Here is a 21851-nt window from a genome sequence, read left to right as displayed (position 1 = left end):
GTCCACCGGCCTTGGAATGCGTTGTCCGTTTGGGGTAGTGTCCGCCCGCACCCCACGGACCAACAACGAGCAGACGCAAGACCGATGTTGCTTCCCAACGCCGTCCGCCGAATTGCCGGGGCCGCCTTTGCCGGTTCTGTCCTCTCCACCCTTCTCGCCGCCGGGCTTTTCGCATCTGGCTTGGCCGCCGCGCCGGCCGCCGCCGCCGACCCGCGCCATCTCGGCACCTTCAAGGACTGGAACGCCTTCGTGTTCGAGGAGAAGGGGCAGAAGGTCTGCTACATCTCCAGCCAGCCCAAGAAGACGGAGCCGAAGGCGAAGCGCGGCGACATCTATACGCTGGTCACCCACCGCCCGGCGGAGAAGGCCCTGGACGTCGTCAGCGTCATCGTCGGCTATCCGTTCAAGAAGGGCAGCGAAGCCGAGGTCAACATCGACGGCAAGGACTTCAAGCTGTTCACCGACGGCGAGACCGCCTGGGCCCGCGATGCCGACGGCGACCGCGCCGTGACCGCGGCGATGCGCGACGGCAAGCAGATGGTGGTGAAGGGCGTGTCCGGCCGCGGCACCAAGACGACCGACACCTACAGCCTGACCGGCGTCGGCCAGGCCTATGACGCCATCAACGAGGCCTGCGGCGTGAAGCGCTGATCGCCACAGCAGTTTACTTGGTCTTTTTCCCCTCGAGTCTTTTGACTCCGCGCGCGCATGGCCCTATGTAGTGGGGCCATGAGCGCCTCCAATCATGCCTCCGCCTTCGTTCCGCCGGCGACCGATGCCGACGGACGCAAGAACCTTGTCGGCCTGTCCCGCGAAGAGCTGGAAGCCGAGATGCTGTCGATCGGCCTGGAAAAGTTCCGGGCGCGCCAGCTCTGGCACTGGATCTATCACCGCGGCTCCACCGATTTCGCCGAGATGACCACGCTGGCCAAGCCGGTGCGGGAAAAGCTGGCCGACGTCTACGTCGTGGCGCGGCCGACCGTCGTGAAGGACCTGAAGTCGGCGGACGGCACCCGCAAATGGCTGCTGCGCATGCCGGACGGGCAGGAGGTGGAGAGCGTCCACATCCCCGAGGAGGATCGCGGCACGCTCTGCGTCTCCTCGCAGGTCGGCTGCACGCTGACCTGCCGCTTCTGCCACACCGGCACGCAGCGTCTGGTGCGCAACCTGGATTCGGCGGAAATCGTGGCGCAGGTGATGCTGGCGCGCGACATGCTGGCCGAATGGCCGGCGCCGCCCGACGGGCGGATGCTGTCGAACATCGTCATGATGGGCATGGGCGAACCGCTGTTCAATTACGACAACGTCGCCAAGGCGCTGAAGATCGTGATGGACGGCGACGGCATCTCGATCTCCAAGCGGCGCATCACGCTGTCGACCTCCGGCGTCGTGCCGATGATGGAGCGCTGCGGCGAGGAGCTGAACGTCAACCTCGCGGTCAGCCTGCATGCGGTGACCGACGAGCTGCGCGACATCATCATGCCCATCAACCGCAAATATCCGCTGCGGGATCTGATGGAGGCCTGCCGCAATTACCCCGGCCTGTCGAACGCCCGGCGCATCACTTTCGAATATGTGATGCTGAAGGGGATCAACGACACGCCGGCCGATGCGCGGGCGCTGGTGAAGCTGCTGGAAGGCATCCCGGCCAAGATCAACCTGATCCCCTTCAACGAATGGCCGGGCGCTCCCTACGAGCGGTCGACCGCGCGGGCGATCCAGGTCTTCGGCGACATCGTCAACAATGCCGGCTACGCCAGCCCTGTCCGCACCCCGCGCGGCGAGGACATCATGGCCGCCTGCGGCCAGTTGAAAAGCGCCAGCCTGCGCCTGACCGCCGCCGAACGCGCCGCCATCGCCAACGTCATCGCCGAGAAGGACGCGGCGCTGGTGTCGTAGAACCTCGGCAGGGCGGCAGGTGGTTTGGGGGAAGGCGGGCATGGACGCAGCGGCGACGGGCAGGGCGACGGGAAGTGGACCGGGCGCCCCGATTCCCTGCCGCCTCTGCGGGGCTGACAGCACGCCGACGTTCGAATTGCGTTTGATGGGGCGTCACCCGGCCGGCTTCTTCCAATGCACCGGCTGCGGATCGATGCAGACCGAACAGCCCTATTGGCTGGCGGAAGCCTATACCGACCCTCGCCCGCTGACGGATGTCGGCATCGTCGCCCGCAGCATGGATTTGTCGATGCGGGTGGACCTGATCCTGTCGATGCTCGGTGTCGGCGCCGATGCCGTTTGCCTCGACTGGGCCGGCGGAAACGGCCTGTTCGCAAGGATGATGCGGGACCGCGGCTGGAACGTCTTCCTGCACGAACCCTACACGCCGAATTTCTACGTGCCTTTCCATTCCGCCGAACTGGCCGGGCTGGAGCGGGCGGACGTCGTCACCGCCTTTGAGGTGCTGGAACATCTGCCGGAGCCGGCGCGCGATACGCAGGCATTGTTCGCCTTCGATCCGGACATCCTGATCGTCACGACCGAACTCTACGGCGGGCAGGACCGGAGCTGGTATTATTTTGGCGAGGACAACGGCCAGCATGTGTTCTTCTACAGCCGCAAGGCGCTGGAACTGATCGCCCGCCGCCATGGACGCGGCCTGATAACCGCCGGATCGATGCATTTCCTGCTGCGTGCCAAACCGCGGCACTGCGCCTACGGCATGGCTGAAATCCGCGCGCTGGCCAATCTGCTCGGGGATCCAGATCGCCTGCACGCCGGAATGATGGAGCGGATGTCGGACCACATGCGCCATCCCTTCCGCCATGCTCTGCGCGATCATCAGGACATCCTTGGAAGGCTTCAGGCGGGGGAGAAACCAGCCTGACCGGCGACGCGACCGGATTGCGTCGCCCCCGCCGCCTGTGACAGGGTGGCGGCACTTCCGCCAACCAGACCCGGTCCAAGCATCGGCATGCCCGCCCCCATCGAGGACATCATCGCCAAGGCGATCAAGGACGCCGACAAGTCCTTCTTCAACGAGGATTATGCCAAGCAGGCGAAGGCCGTGACCACCGCGCTGAAGAAGGCGGGGTACGAGGTGGCGCCGGTGAAGCCGCCGCCGGGCCTGGTCGAATGGGCCAAGGACAACATTCCGTTCGGCCGTCTTCGACCCGCGGAACTGATTACGCAGATGTACTCGATGATGGTCGAGAACGTGCGCCGCTTCGACAAGTAGCAGGGGGCCAGGCGCGGCGGTCCCCGACTGGCCTCATTCGCTGGTAATACCACAGAACCCGAAGGCCGTTTCTTTTCAGCCACTTCCCGCGCTGCGCCAAAATCGTCACACCAGCACTTTCGGCCACCCCCCGCCGTTGACTCGGCTGCTGCGGGAGCGTAATTCATTGCGCCAACCAATAGGACGGGACAGCCGTCCCAAAAGGGCACGCACCACCCAGCCGCCGCGGCAATCGTCATGTTGCGCCGCGTCCGGCCGCGAACAGAGGACGACGCAATGGCAAACGGCAGCGGTCGGCCGCTCTCCCCGCACCTTCAAGTCTACAAACTCCCGTTGACCGCAGTCATGTCCATCACGCACCGCATCACGGGCGTCGGGCTGGCTGTCGGCACGCTTCTGCTGGTCTGGTGGCTGGTCGCCGCCGCCGCCGGTCCGGAGGCGTTTGCGCGCGCGCAGGGCTTCATCGGGTCGTTCTTCGGCCTGCTGCTGATGTTCGGCTGGTCGGCGGCGCTGTACTACCACCTGTGCAACGGCATCCGCCATCTGGTCTGGGACGCCGGCAAGTCGTTCGAGCTGACCGATGCCGACCGCAACAACAAGGTCGTCCTCGGCGCGACGGCGGTGCTGACCGTGCTGACCTGGATCGTCGGCTTGGCCGTGTGGTGAGGAGATAAGACATGGCGTCCAATAGCAAGACCCTCCGTTCGCCGCTTCAGGTCGCGCGCGGTCTGGGTTCCGCCAAGCATGGCACCGAACATTGGTGGTCGCAGCGTCTGACCGCGATCGCGCTCGTCCCGCTGACCGTCTGGTTCGTCTTCGGCGTCATCGGCCATCTCGGGGCCGATCACGCCGGGTTCATCACCTGGATGAAGTCGCCCTTCTCGGCCGTCATGATGGTCCTCACCGCCGTGGTCACCTTCCACCACGCCCAGTCCGGGCTGCAGGTGGTCATCGAGGACTACGTGCATGTGGAATGGCAGAAGATGGCGCTGATCATCGGCGTCAAGTTCCTGTCCTTCGCCCTGGCGGCGGCCTGCGTGCTGGCCGTCGTGAAGATCTTCATCGGAGCCTGACGACCATGGCGACCGCCTACAACATCATCGACCACACCTATGACGTCGTCGTCGTCGGCGCCGGCGGCGCCGGTCTGCGCGCCACCTTCGGCATGGCCGAAAAGGGGCTGAAGACCGCCTGCATCACCAAGGTGTTCCCGACCCGCTCCCACACGGTGGCGGCGCAGGGCGGCATCTCGGCCGCTCTCGGCAACATGGGCGAGGACGACTGGCGCTACCACATGTACGACACCGTCAAGGGGTCGGACTGGCTGGGCGACCAGGACGCGATCGAGTACATGTGCCGCGAGGCCATCCCGGCGATCATCGAGCTGGAGCACTACGGCGTGCCCTTCTCGCGCACGCCGGAAGGCAAGATCTACCAGCGCGCCTTCGGCGGCATGACCGCGCAGTACGGCAAGACCCAGGCCTACCGGACCTGCGCCGCCGCCGACCGCACCGGCCACGCCATCCTGCACACCCTTTACCAGCAGTCGCTGAAGCATGAGGCGGAGTTCTTCGTCGAATACTTCGCGCTCGACCTCATCATGGAGGACGGCGTCTGCAAGGGCGTACTGGCCTGGAACCTGGACGACGGCACGCTGCACCGTTTCCGCGGCCAGATGGTCGTGCTGGCGACCGGCGGCTACGGCCGCGCCTACTTCTCGGCGACCTCGGCCCACACCTGCACCGGCGACGGCGGCGGCATGATCCTGCGCGCCGGCCTGCCCCTGCAGGACATGGAGTTCGTGCAGTTCCACCCGACCGGCATCTACGGCTCCGGCTGCCTCATCACCGAGGGCGTGCGCGGCGAGGGCGGATACCTGACCAACTCCAACGGCGAGCGCTTCATGGAGCGCTATGCCCCGTCGGCCAAGGATCTGGCGTCGCGCGACGTCGTGTCCCGCTCGATGACCATCGAGATCCGCGAAGGCCGCGGCGTGGGTGAGCACAAGGACCACATCCACCTGCACCTCGAGCACCTGCCGCCGGAGATCATCCACCAGCGCCTGCCCGGCATCGCCGAGACGGCCAAGATCTTCGCCGGCGTGGACGTGACTAAGGAGCCGATCCCGGTTCTGCCGACCGTCCACTACAACATGGGCGGCATCCCGACCAACGTTCACTGCGAGGTTCTGTCGCCGACCGCAGAGAACCCGGACCAAGTGGTTCCGGGCCTGATGGCGATCGGCGAGGCGGCCTGCGTGTCGGTCCACGGCGCGAACCGCCTGGGCTCCAACTCGCTGCTCGATCTGGTGGTGTTCGGCCGCGCGGCCGCCATCCGCGCCGCCGAGGTCGTCAAGCCGGGCAAGGCCCCGTCGGTCAAGGCCGACAGCTGCGACAAGGCGCTGGAGCGGTTCGACCGCATTCGCAACGCCAAGGGCTCGATCAAGTCGGCCGACCTGCGGCTGGAGATGCAGCGGACGATGCAGAACAACTGCGCCGTCTTCCGCACCGGCGAGGTCCTGGACGAGGGCGTGAAGAAGATCGACGCCGTCTATGCCAAGAAGGGCGAGATGGCGATCTCCGATCGTACGCTGGTCTGGAACTCCGATCTGGTCGAGGCGCTGGAACTGGACAACCTGCTGGGCCAGGCGGTCGCCACCCTGCACTCCGCCCAGAACCGTCCGGAAAGCCGCGGCGCGCATGCCCGAGAGGACTATCCGAACCGCGACGACGAAGGCTGGATGAAGCACACCGTCATCTGGGTCGCGGACAACGGCGAGACGAAGATCGATTACCGCCCGGTCCACATGTACACCCTGACCGACGAGGTCGAGGTCTTCCCGCCCAAGGCCCGCGTGTACTAAGGCCCGCCGGATAAAGGAAATCAGCTATGGTTGAATTCAACCTGCCAGCCAACTCCAAGGTCGGCGTCGGCAAGACCGTCAACGTCGCGAATGGCGCCAAGCGGGCCAAGACCTTCAAGATCTACCGCTGGAACCCGGAGGACGGCCAGAACCCGCGCGTCGACAGCTATGTGGTCGACCTCGACAAGTTCGGGCCGATGATCCTCGACGCGATCATCTACATCAAGAATCAGGTCGACAGCACCCTGACCTTCCGCCGGTCCTGCCGCGAGGGCATCTGCGGGTCGTGCGCGATGAACATCGACGGCACGAACACGCTGGCCTGCCTGAAGGCGATCGACGAGGTTCCGGGCGACGTCAAGATCTACCCGCTGCCGCACATGCCGGTGGTGAAGGATCTGGTCCCCGATCTGAAGCACATCTATGCCCAGCTCGCCTCGATCAAGCCGTGGCTGCAGACCCAGTCGCCGGCCCCAAGCCGCGAGCGCCTGCAGTCGCCGGAGGACCGCGCCAAGCTGGACGGCCTCTACGAGTGCATCCTGTGCTTCTGCTGCTCGACCTCCTGCCCCAGCTACTGGTGGAACGGCGACCGCTATCTCGGCCCGTCGATCCTGCTCCAGGCCTATCGCTGGATCGCAGACAGCCGCGACGAGATGACGGGCGAGCGCCTCGACAACCTCGAGGATCCGTTCCGCCTCTACCGCTGCCACACCATCATGAACTGCACCAAGGCGTGCCCGAAGGGTCTGAACCCCGCCAAGGCCATCGCCGAGATCAAGAAGCTGATGGTCGTGCGCCGCTGATAGCGGAGAGCATTCGCGACACGAAGAAAGGCGCCCCTCCGGGGGCGCCTTTTTCGTTTGTGCGGGATCAGACGAAGTCGGGATCGGTCGGCCGCGATGGCGGCAGGTCGTTGCCGGGCATCGGGCTGTCGGTGGTGCCGGGGCCGCCGGGATCGGGCAGGTCCGGGTTGTCGGTCCCCGGCAGGTCAACGACAGGGACATCCTCGTGCGGGCCGGGGAAAGGGTTGGGCGGAGCGGCGCTAAGGCCGGGAGCGTTGATCGGCATGGGATGCTGTCCCTCTGATTGGTTGGTCGCAGTCGTGCGCTCCCCTGTATCAACGGCCGAGTCCGCAATCCGCTCCATCGCACGGGACGATTGCATGCGGACCGGTTGACCGGCGGCGGGGAGGGGGTATGCTCTTCGGGAGATCACCAACGACGACGAGCCACGAATGGGCGGTGCCGGCCGGCGGCGCCCAGCGTATGGACACATTTTCTTGTCAGGGAAGGACCAATCATGGGCGGCATGGCAGGCCAGGCGTGGAGTTGGATCCAGGGCGAATGGATGGAGGGCAATCCGCCAATCGTCGGACCGCTGTCCCACACGCTGTGGCTCTCTTCGACGGTCTTCGACGGCGCGCGCGCCTTTCAGGGCGTGGCCCCCGACCTCGACCTGCATTGCGCCCGCGCCATCCGCTCCGCCCAGGTGATGGGGCTGGAGCCGATGGTCACCGCCGGCGAGATCGAGGAGCTGTGCTGGGACGGCATCCGCCGCTTCCCGAAAGAGGCGGAACTGTACATCCGCCCGATGTTCTACGCCGATGACGGCTTCGTCGCCCCGGCGCCGGAGAGCACGCGCTTCGTCCTGTCGATCTACGAGGACCCGCTGCCGCAGCCGACCGGCTTCGCCGCCTGCATCTCCACCCGCCGCCGTCCGATCCCGACCATGGCCCCGACCGAGGCCAAGGCCGCCTGCCTGTATCCCAACGCCGGCATGGCGCTGACCGAGGCGCGCAAGCGCGGCTTCCAGAACGCCATCATGCTGGATGTCATCGGCAATGTGGCGGAGTTCGCCACCTCGAACATCTTCATCGCCAAGGACGGCGTGGTGCGCACCCCGGTGCCGAACGGCTGCTTCCTGAACGGCATCACCCGCCAGCGCGTCATCGCCCTGCTGCGCAACGACGGCGTGACGGTGGAGGAATGCACCCTGACGCCAAAGGATCTGCTTGAGGCCGACGAGGTCTTCTCCACCGGCAACCACGCCAAATGCGTGCCGGTGACCAAGGTGGAAGACCGTAGCTTCGCGGCCGGTCCGATCTTCCAGCGGGCGCGTGCGCTCTATTGGGAATACGCGTTCCGCTGATCGAGCAGCGCCACCGCCGCCCCGCGGTGATGGGCCAGCGTGGCGGCCAAGCGGGCCAGCCACGCATCGGTCGTGCAGGCGGTCGTGGTCAATGCGCCGCGACGCCGGGCGGATGCGAGGCGCGCTTCGGCCGCGAGATCGGTGTGCAGGCGGAGCGTTGCGGCGCGTTTGACGGCGTTGGCGCGGGCCGCGCCGCCGAGCAGGGCGGTGCGAAGCTCGGGCTTCGGTGTCGGGCCGTCATGGGTGCGGTGAAGGCTGTCCAGGCGGGCGGATCGGTCCATGGGATGGGACGGTAGCGCCTGCCTGGATAGCAGTAAAGGGAAATTTTCCTAGGATCGTGCGCCGGGCCGGAAGGTGTTTTCCCTCACCCTCACTGGCTCGCCCAGATGATCCGTGCCATCCAGGCGACGTCCGACAGCGGGATGCTGCGGTCGGGGTGGGCGCGGTTGATCGACAGCAGTTCGATCTTGGTCGCCGTCTCGCGGATCAGTTGCTTGGCCATCACCTCGCCGCCCTTGGTGCGGACGACGACGCGGTCGTTGCGGCGGATTTGCGCGGCGGGCGAGACGATGATGGTGTCGCCGTCGCGATAGACCGGCTCCATGCTGTCACCGGAGATCTCCAGCGCATAAGCGTGAGGGTCGCCCAGGCTGGGGAACAGCAGTTCGTCCCAGCCGCTGCCGGCGGGAAAGCCGGCGTCGTCGAAATAGCCGGCCGATCCGGCCTGGGCATAGCCGATCACCGGAACCCGCTGCAGCGGGGCGGTGCCGGCGCCGTCGCCGACAAGCGACACGAATTCCGACAGCGACGCGCCGGTGGCGTCCAGCACCTTGGAGATGCTTTCCGTCGAGGGCCAACGCAGCTTGCCGTCGTTGGTCGTGCGCTTGCTCTTGTTGAAGGTCGTCGGGTCCAGTCCGGCGCGCCGCGCCAGCCCGGAGGCGGAGAGCCCGTGCTGCGCCGCAAGACGGTCGATGGCCCGCCAGATGTCCGTGTGTTTCAGCATGGGACGATAATCTCATAAAGCGGCGACAGCGTCCCTAGGAACTTTTTCATAAACCTGTTGACCGCGTGCATTGAGCGGAACATAACGCAAACAGATGGCGCGGCCACAACCCAGCCAGGCCCGGCGCCCTCTCTTTCAAAAATCCGAAGCCGCAAGGAGACCAGCATGCTGAGTCCGGCCGCCCCCGCTTTGTCCGCCGCCCGCCTGTCCCAGATCGTGCCCTTGAAGGCGGAACCTTACAGTGTCGACGGCGAACCCTTCGCCGACGCGGAAGAGGCGTGGTTCTGGGCGGTGCAGGCGCATGACGCCAAGGCGGCGGGCGCGCGGGTGGTCGCCGGCTGCGGGCAGGTGGCGCGGCCCTGCGAGCCGCAGGACGTTCTGCGGGTGGTCGACCGCCTGTTTCGAGTGCGCAAGCTGATGCGCGACCATCTGCATGTCATGGTCCATTACGGCCGCCGCCAGAGTGCGCCGGAGCCGGATCGCTTCCGCGAACAGCGCGCCCATTCCCTGTGGACCGAGGCCTTCGCCGTCATTGCCCCCGCCCTGCGCGAGAAGGGCATTGTCCGGGGCATCGCCCGATGACCGCCACTCCCTGGACGGCGGCCTGGGTGGTCTATCGCGGGGAGGCGCCGCTGTGGTGGCTGCGTCTGCTGAAGCCGGGATTCCGCCATTGCTTGGCGTTGCTGACCGACGGGCGGCGCTGGGTGGCGGTCGATCCGCTGGCGGGCTTCACCGACGTGGCCGTGTTGGACCTGCCGGCCGGGTTCGACCTGCCGGGCTGGTACCGCGCCCAGGGGCTGACGGTGGATTCCGCGCCGCTGCGCCGCCCGGCCGGCCCCGCCCCCTGGGGACCCTTCACCTGCGTCGAGGCGGTCAAGCGCCTGATCGGGCTGCGCGCCCGCCGGGTGCTGACCCCCTGGCAACTGCACCGCCACCTGACCGGAGGAAACCGCGAATGCCCGCATCCGCAGCCGTGAAACCGCCCGCCCGCCGGAAGGGTGACCTGTCGGAGCCCGAGGTCCTGCTGGAGCGCTACCGTGCCGCCCGCGAACGGCGCACCGTGTGGGAAAGCCATTGGCAGGACTGCTACGACCATGCGCTGCCCAACGGCCGGCCCTTCCGTGGCGGAGGCACGCCGGGCGAACGCCGGGTCGACCGCCTGTTCGACGGCACCGCGCCCGACGCGGCGGAACAACTGGCGGCCAGCCTTTTGTCGGAACTGACGCCGCCCTGGTCGCGCTGGTTCGGCTTCCAGCCCGGCCCCACCCTGACGGGGGCGGAGCGCGATCGCGTCGCCCCGCTGCTCGACCGCGCCGCCGGCATCGTCCAGGCCCATTTCGACCGCTCCAACTTCGCGGTGGAGATCCATCAGGCCTTCCTCGACCTCGTCACCGTCGGCACAGCCAGCCTGCTGATGGAGGAGGCCGCCCCCGGCGCGCCCTCCAGCCTGCGCTTCACCGCCGTGCCGCTGGCCGAGGCGGTTCTGGAGGAGGGACCGGACGGCCGGCTCGACGCCACCTTCCGCCGCAGCGAGGCGACGCTGGCCCAGATCCTCCAGCGCTTCCCCGGAGCCGACCTGCCCGACGAACTGCGCAAGCAGGCGGCTGAGAATCCCGACAGCCGCTTCCCCCTGGTCGAGGCGGTGCTGCCCGACGGTGCGGCCTATCGCTGGGGCGTGGTGCTGGACAGCGGGCTGGCCGAACCGTCCTGGCTGGCGCAGGGGCGCTTCGCCCAATCCCCCTTCGTCAATTTCCGCTGGCTGAAGGCGCCGGGCGAGACCTATGGCCGCTCGCCGGTGATGAAGGCGCTGCCCGACATCAAGACCGCCAACAAGGTGGTGGAGCTGGTGCTGAAGAACGCCTCCATCGCCGTCACCGGCATCTGGCAGGCCGACGACGACGGGGTGCTGAATCCAACCACCATCCGGCTGGTGCCGGGCACCATCATCCCGAAGGCGGTGGGATCGGCCGGACTGACGCCGCTGGCCAATCCCGGCCGCTTCGACGTGTCGCAACTGGTTCTGGACGATCTGCGCGGCCGCATCCGCCACGCGCTGCTGGTCGACCGTCTGGGTCCGGTGGAGTCGGCGCGGATGACCGCGACCGAGGTGCTGGAGCGTTCGGTCGAAATGGCGCGGCTGCTCGGCGCCACCTATGGTCGGCTGCAGGCGGAGCTGATGACGCCGCTGGTGCTGCGGGCGGTGTCGATTCTGCGCCGGCGCGGCGAGATCCCCGACATCACCGTCGATGGCCGGCTGGTCGAATTGCAGCACCGCTCCCCGCTCGCCCAGGCGCAGGCCCAGCGCGACGTTCAGGCGGCGTTGCGCTGGCTGGACAGCGTCAAGGCGCTGGGGCCGGAGGCGGAGGCGACGGTGGACGCGGCGGCGACCGCCCATTGGCTCGGCGAGGCCTTCGGCGTGCCGGCCAAGCTGATGCGGGCGGAGGTCGCCGCACCTGCGGCCACCCCTGTTGTTGCCCCTCCGCCTTCGCCGGCATCCCCCGTGGCGACGGCCGATGCCGGAACCTCCAATGGCTGAGCGCACGACCGGCGAACAGGCCGGCTGGGACTGGCTGGAGGCTTCGCCCTCCGCCGGTCCGGACCCCGCCACGGCGACCGACGCCGATCCGGCGCCCAGCTTCGCTCGCTGCTTCGCCGGGGGTGACGGCTTGCGGGTTCTGGCGGTGCTGCGGGCGATGACGCTCGACCGCGCGCTTGGTCCCGACGCACCGGAGGCGGCGCTGCGCCACCTCGAAGGACAGCGCCAGCTGGTCGCCACCATCCTCGCGCTGGTCGCGCGCGGGCGGGCGGGCTGACCGGCGGTGCTGCCGCTCTCCTCTTTCCCTTCCCTGCAGGAGTTGATGATGGCCGACACTCTGCTGACCGAATCCGCCGCGATCGATGGCGCTCCGCCGCTGCCGATCCCGGAGAAGTTCCGCGATCCCAAGACCGGCGCCCTGCGCGTCGAGGCTCTTCTGAAATCCTATCTGGAGCTGGAACGCCGCCTGTCGTCGCAGGGGCGGTCCGGGCAGGCGCCGCCGGACGCTGCAACCGAGTCGGTCCCCGCAGCCGCTCCCTTTGATCCGGCCAGCCTCGACCCGGCGCAGCTTCGCCGGCTGCTGGGCGCGCCGGAGACGCCGGACGGCTACAGCATCGCCTGCGACCATGGCCTGTTCCAGCCCGATCCGGAGATCAACGGCCGCCTGCACGAGGCTGGCTATACCCCAAACCAGGCGCAGCTTCTCTACGATCTCGCCGCCGAGCGGATGATCCCGCTGATCCAGACCATGGCCGCCGAGTTCCAGGCGGAGCGCGAGGTCGAGCGGCTGGTCGCCCGCTTCGGCGGCGAGGAGCGCTGGCGCGAGGTGTCGCGGCAACTGTTGGCCTGGGCCGGCAAGACCCTGCCGCCGGCCGCGGTGGAAGGGCTGGCGACCACCTACGAAGGTGTCATGGCGCTCTACGCGATGATGACCGGCAGCGAGCCCGCCGCCCTGTCGATGGCGGGCAACCGCCCGGCCGGCGGCGAGGGCGAGGCCGAACTGCGCACTCTGATGCGCGACCCGCGCTATTGGCGGGACCGCGATCCGGCCGTGATCGCCCGCGTCACCGAAGGGTTCCAGCGCCTCTACCCCGGCCAGCGCTGAATTGAACCGTCGTCGGCCGCCATCCCCGCCAGCACAAGGCGAGTGGCGGCCGACGCCAAGTGCGCCGACAGGGACAAAGCGCCGCAGCATGCAACCTTCGTATAGGTTGGACAGGCATCTGTTGCGCGTGCGAAGAAAAATTGCATTGCACGGCTGAAACGAAGCCGTCACTTTTCCCCCTGCATGACTAACCGTCCGTTTACCGAACGGACAAGAGAGCGACGCCGGGCCCGATGACGCTGCGCCGCAAGATTCGCTGGCTGACCTGGATCGGCCTGATCGGCTGCCTGATGGCGGCGATTCCTGCGCTCTACCTGCTGCGGCAGGGCATGATCGCCGAGCGGGGGCAGGTCGCTGCCGCCCTGGTGGATTCGGCCGGCCTGCTGCTGCGCGATCTGGAACGGTCGGCGTCCTCCGGCGCGATCTCCGGCGACGAGGCGCGCGACCGCGCGAGGACGGCCTTGCAGGCGCTGTCCGCCAAGCCCTTCCATGTCAGGATTTTCACGGACGGCATCGTTCCGCCGGGCTGGCCGGCCATCGACCGCGCGGTGACGGCGCAGGGACGGTTCGAGCCCTGGGGCTGGGCCATCGCCACCGCCGGCGACATCGGCGACCTCGACCGCGATTTCCTGATCGAGGCGTCGGGTTTCCTGCTGTTCCTGGCGGCCTTGCTGGTGCTGAGCTGGCCGGGGTCGCGCTTCCTGTCGCAGCATGTCGTCGGGCCCCTGGAAGCGCTGTCCGATCGCATGCGCCTGCTGACGGAGGGGCGGACCGACATCGACATTCCCGGCTGTGACCGCCGCGACGAATTCGGCGCGATGGCCCGCGCCATGGAGTTCTTCCGCCGCGCCGCCATCGCCCTGATCGAGCGGGACGAGCGGCTGGCCGGCATCATGAACAATGTCGGCGAGGCGATCCTGCTGGTCGACGCCCGCGGCCGGATCGAGGAGTACAACCCCGCCGCGGTGGCGCTGTTCGGCGTGCCTGCCGGGGATCTGCGCGGCCGGCCGCTGTCCGCGCTGTTCGCCGCCGCCGACCGCGCGCGGATCGATGCGCTGCTGGCCGGCATGGCGGCGGAGGCGGACGTTCCGGAGCCGGTGCGGGAAGAGGCGCTGGGGATCGAACGCGCGGGAAGCGGCGAACGGATCGACGCCTCGCTCGCCGTCTCGCCGCTGGTGGTACAGGGGCGGCGGGGCTTCGTCTGCGCGCTGGCCGACGTGACCGAACGGCTGCGCCATGAACGCGAGCTGATGCGTCTTGCCACCCGCGACCGGCTGACCGGCCTGCCCAACCGCGCGATGATCGAATCGCTGCTGGAGGCGGCGGTGGAGCGCAGCCGACGCTACCGCCGCCCCTTCGCCGTACTGTGCCTCGACCTGTCGCGCTTCAAGCTGATCACCGACACGCTGGGCCATCAGGCCGGCGACGCACTGCTGCAGGAGGTGGCGCGGCGGATCGTCGCCTCGGTGCGCGCCGCCGATCTGGTCGGCCGCATCGGCACCGACGATTTCGCCGTCGTGCTGGAGGAGATCCGCGATGCCGACGAGGCGGCGGCGATCGCCGGGCGCATCCTGGACGCCTTCGACGCGCCGGTCACCCTGCCGGGCTGCGAGCATTACGTCCGTCCGGCGGTCGGCATCGCCGTCTATCCGACCGACCTAGCCGGCGAAGGGGCTGTCGAGGGACGTTGGGATGGCGACGACCCGCAGGCGCTTCTGCGCTCGGCCGAAACGGCGCTCTATGCCGCCAAGCGGATGGGTGGGCGCCGCCATGCCTTCTTCCGTCCCGAACTGGCAGAACAGGCGCGGCGCCAGCTGGCGCTGGATGGCGATCTGCGGGCGGCGCTGGCGCTGAAGCAATTCCGCCTGCATTACCAGCCCAAGGTGTCGCTGATCGACTACTCGCTGGAAGGCTTCGAGGCACTGCTGCGCTGGGAGAAGCCGGGGAACGGCACGGAGCGGGGAATCATGATCCCGCCCGGCGAGTTCATTCCGGTGGCGGAGGAGACCGGCTTCATCGTGCCGCTGGGCGATTGGGTGCTGGACGAGGCCTGCCGCCAGATGCGCGAATGGCTGGATGCGGGGATGGAGCCGGTGCCGGTCGCCGTCAACATCTCGCCCAAGCATCTGCGCAACCGCAGCGCCGAGGATTTCCAGCGCATCATCGACCGCCACGGCCTGCCGCCCGGCCTGATCGAACTGGAGATCACCGAGGGCGCGGTGATGCAGGACATCGACCATGCGCTGGCCGTGCTGGCGGCGCTGAAGGCGATGGGCATCCGGGTGGCGGTGGACGATTTCGGCACTGGCCATTCGTCCTTGAGCTATCTGAAGCGGCTGCCGATCACCACGCTGAAGATCGACCGCTCCTTCATCAACGGCGTGCCGAACGAGCGCGAGGACGCCGGAATCGTTTCCACCATCATCGCCATGGCCGACATGCTGGGCCTGCATGTGGTCGCCGAGGGGGTGGAGAAGACGGAGCAGGCCAATTTCCTGCGCCACCACAACTGCACCCAGGTCCAGGGCTGGCTGACCGGCCGCCCGGTGCCGGCCGAGGCCGCCTGCCGCCTGTTGATGGAGCGGCTGCGTCAGGCGGCGCTAGGGGCCGCCTGACGCGCCCCCCGAAGCCGGGCCAGAAGCCGGGACCGCCTTCCGCCGCGGGCGGGGGACCGTCAGTTCGGCCAGCGTGACCGGGCGGAAATTCCAGACATCGACGCCGACGTCGATCTGCCGGGGCTGCGGCTTCAACTGGCCATGGCTGTGGCCGTGCAGGTTCAGCGCCCGCCGGTGCATGCCGTTCCAGGTGCGGAAGGCGTAATGGCACATGACCAGATCGACCCCGTCCAGCGTCAGTTCGGCGTAATGCCCGACGCTGGCCCAGCCGGGTAGCGTCAACGTTGCGGGGCCGTCGTTGTTGCCGGCGATCAGATGCTTGGTGCCGTTCAGCCGGCCGAGCAGGGCGGCCATGGCGTCGGGCTTCATGTGCAGGGCGAAGTCGCCGAGGTGCCAGACCTCGTCGTCGGGGCCGACGGTGGCGTTCCAGTTCGCCTCCATCGCCGCGTCCATCTCCGCGGTGGACTCGAATGGGCGGCGGAAACGGCCGCGGGCGCCGCCATGGCCGAAATGTGTGTCGGAGGTGAAGTATACGGTCATCGACCGGTCAACGCCGGCGCGCCGCGGGCTGTTCCCGTACCGGGATCCCGCGGCAGCTGCGCCGGCCACCCTATGCTCAGTGCTTGTGGTCGTCCGCCGCCGGGTCGAGGAAGCGGTGCAGGTGGACGATGTAATAGCGGGTGTGGGCATCGTCGATGGTCTGGCCGGTGGCACCGCGCCATGCCTTGTAGGCGTCCTCATAGCTCGGGAAGATGCCGACGATGTGCAGCTTCGACGGATCGACGAACTGGTCCGTGTCCGGACGCACGAGTTCGCCGCCGAACACGAGATGGAGGAGCTGTTTGTCGGGCATGACCTTTGTCCTTGTAGCCGGGAGTGATTGGGGAGTTATGGCTGTCTTTGCGCCGGCGAGCCGGCTGATGCGTCGCATTCTCATATCCGCCGTCCGGGCGGCGCTTCAAGCCTATTGACAGGTCCACCGACCTTTGCCACCACGGAACCGCGGCGTTTTCAGGATCAGCATAAAGAATCCGTCCATTTGCCGCAGATGACGGACGCCGAAAACACGGCCGAACACTGCGAGGATCGAGCGATGCCAAGTGGTCATACCGCGACTCGGGAGAAACACGGGCGCGAGCTGCGGGTCTGGGACCTGCCGACCCGCCTGTTTCATTGGGCGCTGGTCGCCGCGGTGGCAGTCGCGATTCTGTCGGCCGAGCTTGGTGTGCTTGATGTTCATATGTTGGCGGGTGAAACAGTTCTGATTCTCGTGCTGTTCCGGCTGGTCTGGGGCGTGGTGGGCAGCCAGACCGCGCGCTTCGCCGATTTCGTGAAGGGACCGGGCGCGATCCGCGACTATCTGAGGCGGTCGCGCGCAGGCGGGGAGGCCGCCTTCACCCTGGGCCACAACCCCCTGGGCGCCCTGATGGTGGTGGCGCTGCTGCTGGTCCTGCTGGTCCAGGCGGGCAGCGGGCTGTTCACCAGCGACGACATTCTGGTCGACGGGCCGCTGGTGCCGATGGTCTCCGGCGCCACCGTGGCGCTGCTGAGTTCGCTGCACCGGCTGCTCGCCAACGGCATCTTCGTGCTGGTCGGTCTGCATGTGGTCGCGGTGTTCTTCTATTTGCTGGTCAAGCGGGACAACCTGATCCGTCCGATGGTCACCGGCCGCAAGGTCCTGCCGGCGCGGCTGGCGGCGACGGAGCCGCGGCGCGCCCCGGCGGCGCTGGCGTTGGCAGTTCTGGCTGCGACCGCCGGGCTGGTCTTCCTGGTGCTGCGGGCCGCTGGTTGATCCTGCCGGCCGGCGGGGAGCCGAACCTCCGCGGCATATACCGATGGATCGTGCGACAATGCGCCGTCTGGGGCTTCACGTCTTCTAGTCTAGAATAACTCCAGATTGATCCGCACGAAACGTTACGAAACCAATGAAGCCGGCCCGATTTCCGGGATCGATCGACCTTTGCCTGAATGAAGCTTCAGGTTGCGGTGAGAATGTAGGCCGGCCGGGAGACCGCCAGTCATGCACGCACAAACCGGACAAAGCCCGACCGCAGCGCTGAAGGGGCTGCTGGTCGCCACCGCCGCCGCTCTCGGCATCCTGGCCGCCACCGCAGGCGCGGCGCCGGCTGCCGAATCGACGGCATCCGGGGCCGCAACTGGCGCCGCTGCCGGTGGCGACACCCTGATGGGCCGCGCGCGCGAGCTGTTCAAGCCGCTTCCCGCCACCTTGCCCGTGGTCCGCAACAATGCGGTCACCCATGAGAAGATCGAACTGGGCAAGATGCTTTTCTTCGATCCGCGCCTGTCGGCCAGCGGCGTTTTCTCGTGCAACAGCTGCCACAATCTGGGGCTCGGCGGTGTCGACGGGCTGGAGACGTCGGTCGGCCATGGCTGGCAGAAGGGGCCGCGCAACGCGCCGACCGTGCTGAATGCGGTGCTGAACGTCGCCCAGTTCTGGGACGGCCGGGCGGAAGACCTGAAGGCCCAGGCCAAGGGGCCGATCCAGGCCGGGGTGGAGATGAACAGCACGCCCGACCGCGTCATGGCGGTGCTGAACAGCATCCCCGCCTACAAGGCCAGGTTCGCCGACGCCTTCCCCAACGAGAAGAGCCCGGTCAGCTTCGACAATGTCGCCATGGCGATCGAAGCGTTCGAAGCGACGCTGACCACCCCCGCCGCTCCCTTCGACCAGTATCTGGAGGGCAAGGCCGATGCGCTGACCGACACGCAGAAGGCCGGTCTGGAGCTGTTCATCGACAAGGGCTGCGCCGGCTGCCACAACGGCGTCAATGTCGGCGGCCACGATTACTTCCCCTTCGGCGTCGTCACCAAGCCGGGGGCGGAGATCCTGCCGCCGGGCGACAAGGGCCGCTTCGCCGTCACCAAGACTGCCGACGACGAGTATGTCTTCCGTGCGCCCACCCTGCGCAACGTCGCGCTGACCGCGCCCTATTTCCATTCCGGCAAGGTGTGGGACCTGCGGCAGGCGGTTGCAGTGATGGGGTCGAGCCAGCTCGGCGCCACCCTGTCTGACCAGGAGATCGACAAGATCACCGCCTTCCTGACGGCGCTGACCGGCCAGCAGCCGCGCGTCGACTACCCGCTGCTGCCGGCGAGCACGCCGGCCACGCCGCAGCCCGTCTTCAAGTAAGGGCTTGCCAAAGAAAAAAGCCCTTCCCCACGCCAGTGGGGAAGGGCCTTCTCTCGTCAGGCCGGCCGCTTATTCGGAGCGGTAGCGCTGATGGCAGGCCTTGCAGCTGTCGGCCATGGCGCCGAACGCCTTGCCCGTCGCGGCCTTGTCGCCCGAAGCGGCGGCGACCTTCAGTGCGTTGGCGGATGCCTGCAGGTCATGCGCCTTGGCGGTGAAATCCGGGAAGTTGGCCCAGATCACTTCCTTGGCCGCCGTCTTGCCCTTGTCGGAACCCGGCGGGAACAGGGTCGGGATCTTGGCGGCGAAGGCGTCGATGCGGTCGGTGACGGGGCCGATGGCGGCGAGGTCGCCCTTGCCCACCGCGTCCTTGATCTCGCCCATCGCCTTCTTGTAGTCCTCGAACCCGGCCTTGCGGGTCTGGATCACGTCCTGGGCCAGGGCCACGCCGCCGGTCAGCATCAGCGCGGCCGACGCCGCAAGCACGATACGGGAAAACACGGTTCTTATCCCTTCTTTGAATTACGTCCCCAACGCCAGACGTTACACACCGCCACGCCGAAGCTGTCAAGTGAAGCGGCCTTGATGCTTGTGTGCCGTCATGGCGTTCATTTGTGTTGTAAGAAATAATGCTGCGATGGGTGGGATTCGGGATTTGCCGGGGGCTGCATCCCAACCCTTGAATGGTTGGGAACGCCCACGACTGCGGCCCGGTACGGCGCCGCCACAGGGTGGAAAAACCGCCGATCCCTGCGGTTTTCACCGCCCGACCGGCCTTGCAACCGGGGTGGAGCGGAAGTAAGGTCCCGCCTCGCGCCTTCCACCCGGAGGGGCAGGCGTCGCACGACGTCTCCGCCACACCGTCTCCATAGCCCTGAGGGGGCCCATCGCCATGTCGATCATCGCGTCCCGCCTGTCCCGCATCAAGCCGTCGCCGACCATCGCCGTGACCAACAAAGCCCGCGAGCTGAAAGCGGCTGGTCGCGACGTCATCGGCCTGGGTGCCGGCGAGCCGGATTTCGATACCCCCGACAACATCAAGGCCGCCGCCATCAAGGCGATCGAGGCCGGTGACACCAAGTACACCGCGGTGGACGGCACCCCCGCCCTGAAGAAGGCGATCTGCGCCAAGTTCGAGCGCGAGAACGGCCTGAAGTACACGCCGGAGCAGATCACCGTCGGCGTCGGCGGCAAGCAGGTGCTGTACAACGCCCTGATGGCGACGCTGAACCAGGGCGACGAGGTCATCATCCCGGCGCCCTACTGGGTCAGCTATCCGGATATGGTGGAACTGGCGGAAGGCACGCCGGTCTTCGTCTCCTGCCCGGCCGAGCAGGGCTTCAAGCTGCAGCCCGCCGACCTGGAAAAGGCGATCACGCCGAAGACCAAGTGGCTGATCCTGAACTCGCCGTCGAACCCGTCGGGCGCCGCCTACACCCGCGCCGAGATGAAGGCGCTGACCGACGTGCTGGTCAAGCACCCGCATGTCTGGGTGATGACCGACGACATGTACGAGCACCTGCTGTATGACGGCCTGGAGTTCGTCACCCCGGCCCAGGTCGAGCCGTCGCTGTACGACCGCACCCTGACCGTCAACGGCGTGTCGAAGTCCTACGCGATGACCGGCTGGCGCATCGGCTATGCCGGCGGCCCGAAGGAGCTGATCAAGGCCATCGGCGTCATCCAGAGCCAGTCGACCTCCAACCCGACCTCCATCGCCCAGGCCGCCGCCGTCGAGGCGCTGAATGGTCCGCAGGACTTCATCAAGGAGCGTGGCGAGGCCTTCCGCCAGCGCCGCGATCTGGTGGTGTCGATGCTGAACCAGGCCACGGGCATCAGCTGCCCGAAGCCGGAAGGCGCCTTCTACGTCTATCCGTCCTGCGCCGGCACCATCGGCAAGACCACCCCGGACGGCAAGGTGATCGAGACCGACGAGGATTTCGTCACCTACCTGCTGGAGTCGGAGGGCGTCGCCGTCGTCCAGGGTTCGGCCTTCGGCCTCGCCCCGCACTTCCGCATCTCCTACGCGACCTCGACGGAAGCTCTGGAAGAGGCGTGCAAGCGCATCCAGCGCGCCTGCGGCAACCTGCGCTGATCGCCGCGGCTACCGAGTAAGGAAAAGGGCCGGCATCCCATGGGGTGCCGGCCCTTTTTCCTTTGTGGGGCACTACTTCGCGGCGAGCATCCTGTCGATGGCGCCCAACGAGAATTTCAGCACCGCTTCATCGGCCAGCTTGCCATCCTTGATCTTGTCGGCGACGCTGCCGATGACGACCTGCGGGCCGGCCGTCAGCCTGGCGGGAAGCGCCAGCAGTGTGTCGTTCACCTGCTGATGCGCCCGCACGCCGCCGGTGAAGGCGGGGGAGTTGGAAATGACCAGCACCGGCTTGCCGATCAGCGCCGACTTGCCATAGGGGCGCGAGGCCCAGTCGAGCGCGTTCTTCAGCACGCCCGGCATGCCGTAATTGTATTCCGGCGTGACGATGACGACGCCGTCGGCCTCGGCGATGGCCTGACGCAGGGCGTGGACCTCCGCCGGGGCGTCGGGCTTGTCGATGTCCTGGTCGTAGAGCGGCAGGCGCAGGTCGCGGATGTCCATGCTGACACCGGCCGGCAGGGCGTTCTGCAAGCCGCGCAGCACGGCCAGCGAGTTGGAGTTGCTGCGCAGGCTGCCGGGCAGGCCCAGCAGTTTTGCACGCACCGTTGCATCTGTCATGAAGCGGTTGCCTTTCCTCAATTTTCGACGGGCAGTCCTGCGGGCCGCTGCCCACCCCGACCTGGGCAATGGATCCGATGGCGTTGACATGGTCGGTCCAAGCACAGCTTTCCAATAGGTTGCGGCTTTCCAACAGCTCATGGCCGAATTGTCGATGCGACAGGACCCATGTGAGCGTCCGGTCCGGCTGTGACCATCTTGGGATCCGACTGTTGTCGGAGGGGACGGCTACCTAATTAGAGGGTACACAAAGGATGGTGCGCGCAACCGGGCGTGCCCATCGGTTTTGGCCGTTTGTGTGGTCGGATCGGAGATAGGGGAGGCAACATGGCGACGCGGCGACTGGATCGGGATGACCACGTCCGTAAACATCTGGCGCTGATGCTGCAGGAATGGCAGGAGCAGACCGGCCGCGACATGGCGACCGCCACCGCCGACCAGCGACTTCAGCACTGCACCACTCTGCTGATCGACCTGCTGGGCGAGGCGGAACGAGCGGACGAAGCCGCCATGGCCCAGATCTGACGCCTGCTCTGAAG

General features: G+C 67.5%; 26 protein-coding genes. 19 read left to right on the top strand and 7 right to left on the bottom strand.

Annotation, left to right across the window (positions count from 1 at the left end; translation table 11 throughout):
- Positions 1-84: 84 nt before the first annotated feature.
- The 8 genes from ACCD06_RS15970 (at position 85) to ACCD06_RS15935 (ending at position 6844) form a co-directional block, all read left to right on the top strand.
- Entirely contained in the window at positions 85-651 is a 567-nt protein-coding gene (locus ACCD06_RS15970) for an invasion associated locus B family protein (protein WP_109076095.1), read from the top strand.
- Between the two features lie 78 nt (positions 652-729).
- A complete protein-coding gene (gene rlmN, locus ACCD06_RS15965) occupies positions 730-1899 on the top strand; it encodes a 23S rRNA (adenine(2503)-C(2))-methyltransferase RlmN (protein WP_109076096.1) in 1170 nt (389 codons plus the stop codon).
- Between the two features lie 145 nt (positions 1900-2044).
- Entirely contained in the window at positions 2045-2827 is a 783-nt protein-coding gene (locus ACCD06_RS15960) for a methyltransferase domain-containing protein (protein WP_158282015.1), read from the top strand.
- A gap of 87 nt (positions 2828-2914) precedes the next feature.
- Complete coding sequence (locus ACCD06_RS15955; protein WP_413341766.1) at positions 2915-3178, top strand: hypothetical protein; 264 nt, start codon at positions 2915-2917, stop codon at positions 3176-3178.
- Positions 3179-3454: 276 nt separating this feature from the next.
- A complete protein-coding gene (sdhC, locus tag ACCD06_RS15950) occupies positions 3455-3844 on the top strand; it encodes a succinate dehydrogenase, cytochrome b556 subunit (protein ID WP_098738833.1) in 390 nt (129 codons plus the stop codon).
- An 11-nt stretch (positions 3845-3855) separates the two neighbouring features.
- Entirely contained in the window at positions 3856-4251 is a 396-nt protein-coding gene (gene sdhD, locus ACCD06_RS15945; protein ID WP_109076099.1) for a succinate dehydrogenase, hydrophobic membrane anchor protein, read from the top strand.
- 5 nt (positions 4252-4256) lie between these two features.
- Positions 4257-6041 carry a succinate dehydrogenase flavoprotein subunit gene (sdhA, locus tag ACCD06_RS15940; protein ID WP_109076100.1) on the top strand — a complete coding sequence of 595 codons (1785 nt, stop codon included), beginning with the start codon at positions 4257-4259 and terminating at the stop codon, positions 6039-6041.
- Positions 6042-6067: 26 nt separating this feature from the next.
- Positions 6068-6844, top strand: coding sequence for a succinate dehydrogenase iron-sulfur subunit (locus ACCD06_RS15935; RefSeq protein ID WP_085090448.1), 777 nt, complete (start codon positions 6068-6070; stop codon positions 6842-6844).
- Between the two features lie 67 nt (positions 6845-6911).
- Here ACCD06_RS15935 and ACCD06_RS15930 read toward each other — a convergent pair whose 3' ends face one another.
- Positions 6912-7109, bottom strand: coding sequence for a hypothetical protein (locus tag ACCD06_RS15930; protein ID WP_413341763.1), 198 nt, complete (start codon positions 7107-7109; stop codon positions 6912-6914).
- A gap of 231 nt (positions 7110-7340) precedes the next feature.
- Here ACCD06_RS15930 and ACCD06_RS15925 point away from each other — a divergent pair, with 231 nt between their 5' ends.
- Complete coding sequence (locus tag ACCD06_RS15925; protein WP_109152084.1) at positions 7341-8189, top strand: branched-chain amino acid aminotransferase; 849 nt, start codon at positions 7341-7343, stop codon at positions 8187-8189.
- Here the strand turns inward: ACCD06_RS15925 and ACCD06_RS15920 are convergent.
- Both ACCD06_RS15920 and ACCD06_RS15915 read right to left on the bottom strand, forming a co-directional pair.
- A complete protein-coding gene (locus ACCD06_RS15920; protein ID WP_413341761.1) occupies positions 8165-8470 on the bottom strand; it encodes a hypothetical protein in 306 nt (101 codons plus the stop codon). The two genes, ACCD06_RS15925 and ACCD06_RS15920, sit on opposite strands and share 25 nt — an antisense overlap.
- A gap of 89 nt (positions 8471-8559) precedes the next feature.
- Positions 8560-9192 (bottom strand): S24 family peptidase, encoded by a 633-nt coding sequence (locus ACCD06_RS15915; RefSeq protein ID WP_109076104.1) that lies wholly within the window; start codon positions 9190-9192, stop codon positions 8560-8562.
- 165 nt (positions 9193-9357) lie between these two features.
- Between ACCD06_RS15915 and ACCD06_RS15910 the strand changes: the two genes are divergently transcribed.
- The 6 genes from ACCD06_RS15910 (at position 9358) to ACCD06_RS15885 (ending at position 15448) form a co-directional block, all read left to right on the top strand.
- Positions 9358-9774: a hypothetical protein gene (locus ACCD06_RS15910; RefSeq protein ID WP_413341759.1), complete on the top strand. Its 417-nt coding sequence runs from the start codon at positions 9358-9360 to the stop codon at positions 9772-9774.
- A complete protein-coding gene (locus ACCD06_RS15905; RefSeq protein WP_136704739.1) occupies positions 9771-10169 on the top strand; it encodes a hypothetical protein in 399 nt (132 codons plus the stop codon). Before ACCD06_RS15910 ends, ACCD06_RS15905 begins: the two co-directional genes overlap by 4 nt.
- Positions 10148-11728: a portal protein gene (locus ACCD06_RS15900; RefSeq protein ID WP_413341756.1), complete on the top strand. Its 1581-nt coding sequence runs from the start codon at positions 10148-10150 to the stop codon at positions 11726-11728. The genes ACCD06_RS15905 and ACCD06_RS15900 overlap by 22 nt, the downstream gene beginning before the upstream one ends.
- Positions 11721-12005: a hypothetical protein gene (locus tag ACCD06_RS15895; protein WP_247882843.1), complete on the top strand. Its 285-nt coding sequence runs from the start codon at positions 11721-11723 to the stop codon at positions 12003-12005. Before ACCD06_RS15900 ends, ACCD06_RS15895 begins: the two co-directional genes overlap by 8 nt.
- A 45-nt stretch (positions 12006-12050) precedes the next feature.
- Positions 12051-12833, top strand: a complete 783-nt coding sequence (locus ACCD06_RS15890; protein WP_413341753.1) for a capsid assembly protein — start codon at positions 12051-12053, stop codon at positions 12831-12833.
- Positions 12834-13066: 233 nt separating this feature from the next.
- Positions 13067-15448 (top strand): putative bifunctional diguanylate cyclase/phosphodiesterase, encoded by a 2382-nt coding sequence (locus ACCD06_RS15885; protein WP_413341751.1) that lies wholly within the window; start codon positions 13067-13069, stop codon positions 15446-15448.
- Here ACCD06_RS15885 and ACCD06_RS15880 read toward each other — a convergent pair.
- Positions 15434-15988 carry a metallophosphoesterase family protein gene (locus tag ACCD06_RS15880; protein WP_413341749.1) on the bottom strand — a complete coding sequence of 185 codons (555 nt, stop codon included), beginning with the start codon at positions 15986-15988 and terminating at the stop codon, positions 15434-15436. The two genes, ACCD06_RS15885 and ACCD06_RS15880, sit on opposite strands and share 15 nt — an antisense overlap.
- 76 nt (positions 15989-16064) lie before the next feature.
- Complete coding sequence (locus ACCD06_RS15875; RefSeq protein WP_085090438.1) at positions 16065-16301, bottom strand: DUF4170 domain-containing protein; 237 nt, start codon at positions 16299-16301, stop codon at positions 16065-16067.
- A 240-nt stretch (positions 16302-16541) separates the two neighbouring features.
- Between ACCD06_RS15875 and ACCD06_RS15870 the strand changes: the two genes are divergently transcribed.
- The gene (locus tag ACCD06_RS15870) at positions 16542-17240 is read left to right on the top strand and encodes a cytochrome b/b6 domain-containing protein (RefSeq protein ID WP_413341747.1); all 699 of its coding nucleotides are present in this window, start codon (positions 16542-16544) and stop codon (positions 17238-17240) included.
- A 228-nt stretch (positions 17241-17468) separates the two neighbouring features.
- The gene (locus tag ACCD06_RS15865; RefSeq protein ID WP_413341745.1) at positions 17469-18599 is read left to right on the top strand and encodes a cytochrome-c peroxidase; all 1131 of its coding nucleotides are present in this window, start codon (positions 17469-17471) and stop codon (positions 18597-18599) included.
- A 69-nt stretch (positions 18600-18668) separates the two neighbouring features.
- Here ACCD06_RS15865 and ACCD06_RS15860 read toward each other — a convergent pair whose 3' ends face one another.
- A complete protein-coding gene (locus ACCD06_RS15860; protein ID WP_109076112.1) occupies positions 18669-19097 on the bottom strand; it encodes a c-type cytochrome in 429 nt (142 codons plus the stop codon).
- Between the two features lie 391 nt (positions 19098-19488).
- Between ACCD06_RS15860 and ACCD06_RS15855 the strand changes: the two genes are divergently transcribed.
- The gene (locus ACCD06_RS15855) at positions 19489-20691 is read left to right on the top strand and encodes an aspartate transaminase (protein ID WP_109076113.1); all 1203 of its coding nucleotides are present in this window, start codon (positions 19489-19491) and stop codon (positions 20689-20691) included.
- A 72-nt stretch (positions 20692-20763) separates the two neighbouring features.
- On the opposite strand, the gene ACCD06_RS15850 is transcribed toward ACCD06_RS15855, so the two are convergent.
- Complete coding sequence (locus ACCD06_RS15850; RefSeq protein ID WP_109076114.1) at positions 20764-21312, bottom strand: NADPH-dependent FMN reductase; 549 nt, start codon at positions 21310-21312, stop codon at positions 20764-20766.
- 327 nt (positions 21313-21639) lie between these two features.
- On the opposite strand from ACCD06_RS15850, the gene ACCD06_RS15845 reads away from it, so the two are divergent.
- The gene (locus ACCD06_RS15845; RefSeq protein WP_109076115.1) at positions 21640-21837 is read left to right on the top strand and encodes a hypothetical protein; all 198 of its coding nucleotides are present in this window, start codon (positions 21640-21642) and stop codon (positions 21835-21837) included.
- The last annotated feature ends 14 nt before the right edge of the window (positions 21838-21851 follow it).

The sequence above is a fragment of the Azospirillum sp. CT11-132 genome (assembly GCF_047302835.1).
Taxonomy (GTDB): Bacteria; Pseudomonadota; Alphaproteobacteria; order Azospirillales; family Azospirillaceae; genus Azospirillum.
The sequence above is the reverse complement of the archived record's forward strand: the minus strand, read 5'-3'. Positions and strand labels throughout refer to the sequence as shown.

What these genes read in the sequence shown, in the direction of transcription:
- ACCD06_RS15970 (WP_109076095.1), top strand. Translation starts at nt 85, where the DNA reads ATGTTGCTTCCCAACGCCGTCCGCCGAATTGCCGGGGCCGCCTTTGCC.
- rlmN (WP_109076096.1), top strand. Translation starts at nt 730, where the DNA reads ATGAGCGCCTCCAATCATGCCTCCGCCTTCGTTCCGCCGGCGACCGAT.
- ACCD06_RS15960 (WP_158282015.1), top strand. Translation starts at nt 2,045, where the DNA reads ATGGGGCGTCACCCGGCCGGCTTCTTCCAATGCACCGGCTGCGGATCG.
- ACCD06_RS15955 (WP_413341766.1), top strand. Translation starts at nt 2,915, where the DNA reads ATGCCCGCCCCCATCGAGGACATCATCGCCAAGGCGATCAAGGACGCC.
- sdhC (WP_098738833.1), top strand. Translation starts at nt 3,455, where the DNA reads ATGGCAAACGGCAGCGGTCGGCCGCTCTCCCCGCACCTTCAAGTCTAC.
- sdhD (WP_109076099.1), top strand. Translation starts at nt 3,856, where the DNA reads ATGGCGTCCAATAGCAAGACCCTCCGTTCGCCGCTTCAGGTCGCGCGC.
- sdhA (WP_109076100.1), top strand. Translation starts at nt 4,257, where the DNA reads ATGGCGACCGCCTACAACATCATCGACCACACCTATGACGTCGTCGTC.
- ACCD06_RS15935 (WP_085090448.1), top strand. Translation starts at nt 6,068, where the DNA reads ATGGTTGAATTCAACCTGCCAGCCAACTCCAAGGTCGGCGTCGGCAAG.
- ACCD06_RS15930 (WP_413341763.1), bottom strand. Translation starts at nt 7,109, where the DNA reads ATGCCGATCAACGCTCCCGGCCTTAGCGCCGCTCCGCCCAACCCTTTC.
- ACCD06_RS15925 (WP_109152084.1), top strand. Translation starts at nt 7,341, where the DNA reads ATGGGCGGCATGGCAGGCCAGGCGTGGAGTTGGATCCAGGGCGAATGG.
- ACCD06_RS15920 (WP_413341761.1), bottom strand. Translation starts at nt 8,470, where the DNA reads ATGGACCGATCCGCCCGCCTGGACAGCCTTCACCGCACCCATGACGGC.
- ACCD06_RS15915 (WP_109076104.1), bottom strand. Translation starts at nt 9,192, where the DNA reads ATGCTGAAACACACGGACATCTGGCGGGCCATCGACCGTCTTGCGGCG.
- ACCD06_RS15910 (WP_413341759.1), top strand. Translation starts at nt 9,358, where the DNA reads ATGCTGAGTCCGGCCGCCCCCGCTTTGTCCGCCGCCCGCCTGTCCCAG.
- ACCD06_RS15905 (WP_136704739.1), top strand. Translation starts at nt 9,771, where the DNA reads ATGACCGCCACTCCCTGGACGGCGGCCTGGGTGGTCTATCGCGGGGAG.
- ACCD06_RS15900 (WP_413341756.1), top strand. Translation starts at nt 10,148, where the DNA reads ATGCCCGCATCCGCAGCCGTGAAACCGCCCGCCCGCCGGAAGGGTGAC.
- ACCD06_RS15895 (WP_247882843.1), top strand. Translation starts at nt 11,721, where the DNA reads ATGGCTGAGCGCACGACCGGCGAACAGGCCGGCTGGGACTGGCTGGAG.
- ACCD06_RS15890 (WP_413341753.1), top strand. Translation starts at nt 12,051, where the DNA reads ATGATGGCCGACACTCTGCTGACCGAATCCGCCGCGATCGATGGCGCT.
- ACCD06_RS15885 (WP_413341751.1), top strand. Translation starts at nt 13,067, where the DNA reads ATGACGCTGCGCCGCAAGATTCGCTGGCTGACCTGGATCGGCCTGATC.
- ACCD06_RS15880 (WP_413341749.1), bottom strand. Translation starts at nt 15,988, where the DNA reads ATGACCGTATACTTCACCTCCGACACACATTTCGGCCATGGCGGCGCC.
- ACCD06_RS15875 (WP_085090438.1), bottom strand. Translation starts at nt 16,301, where the DNA reads ATGCCCGACAAACAGCTCCTCCATCTCGTGTTCGGCGGCGAACTCGTG.
- ACCD06_RS15870 (WP_413341747.1), top strand. Translation starts at nt 16,542, where the DNA reads ATGCCAAGTGGTCATACCGCGACTCGGGAGAAACACGGGCGCGAGCTG.
- ACCD06_RS15865 (WP_413341745.1), top strand. Translation starts at nt 17,469, where the DNA reads ATGCACGCACAAACCGGACAAAGCCCGACCGCAGCGCTGAAGGGGCTG.
- ACCD06_RS15855 (WP_109076113.1), top strand. Translation starts at nt 19,489, where the DNA reads ATGTCGATCATCGCGTCCCGCCTGTCCCGCATCAAGCCGTCGCCGACC.
- ACCD06_RS15850 (WP_109076114.1), bottom strand. Translation starts at nt 21,312, where the DNA reads ATGACAGATGCAACGGTGCGTGCAAAACTGCTGGGCCTGCCCGGCAGC.
- ACCD06_RS15845 (WP_109076115.1), top strand. Translation starts at nt 21,640, where the DNA reads ATGGCGACGCGGCGACTGGATCGGGATGACCACGTCCGTAAACATCTG.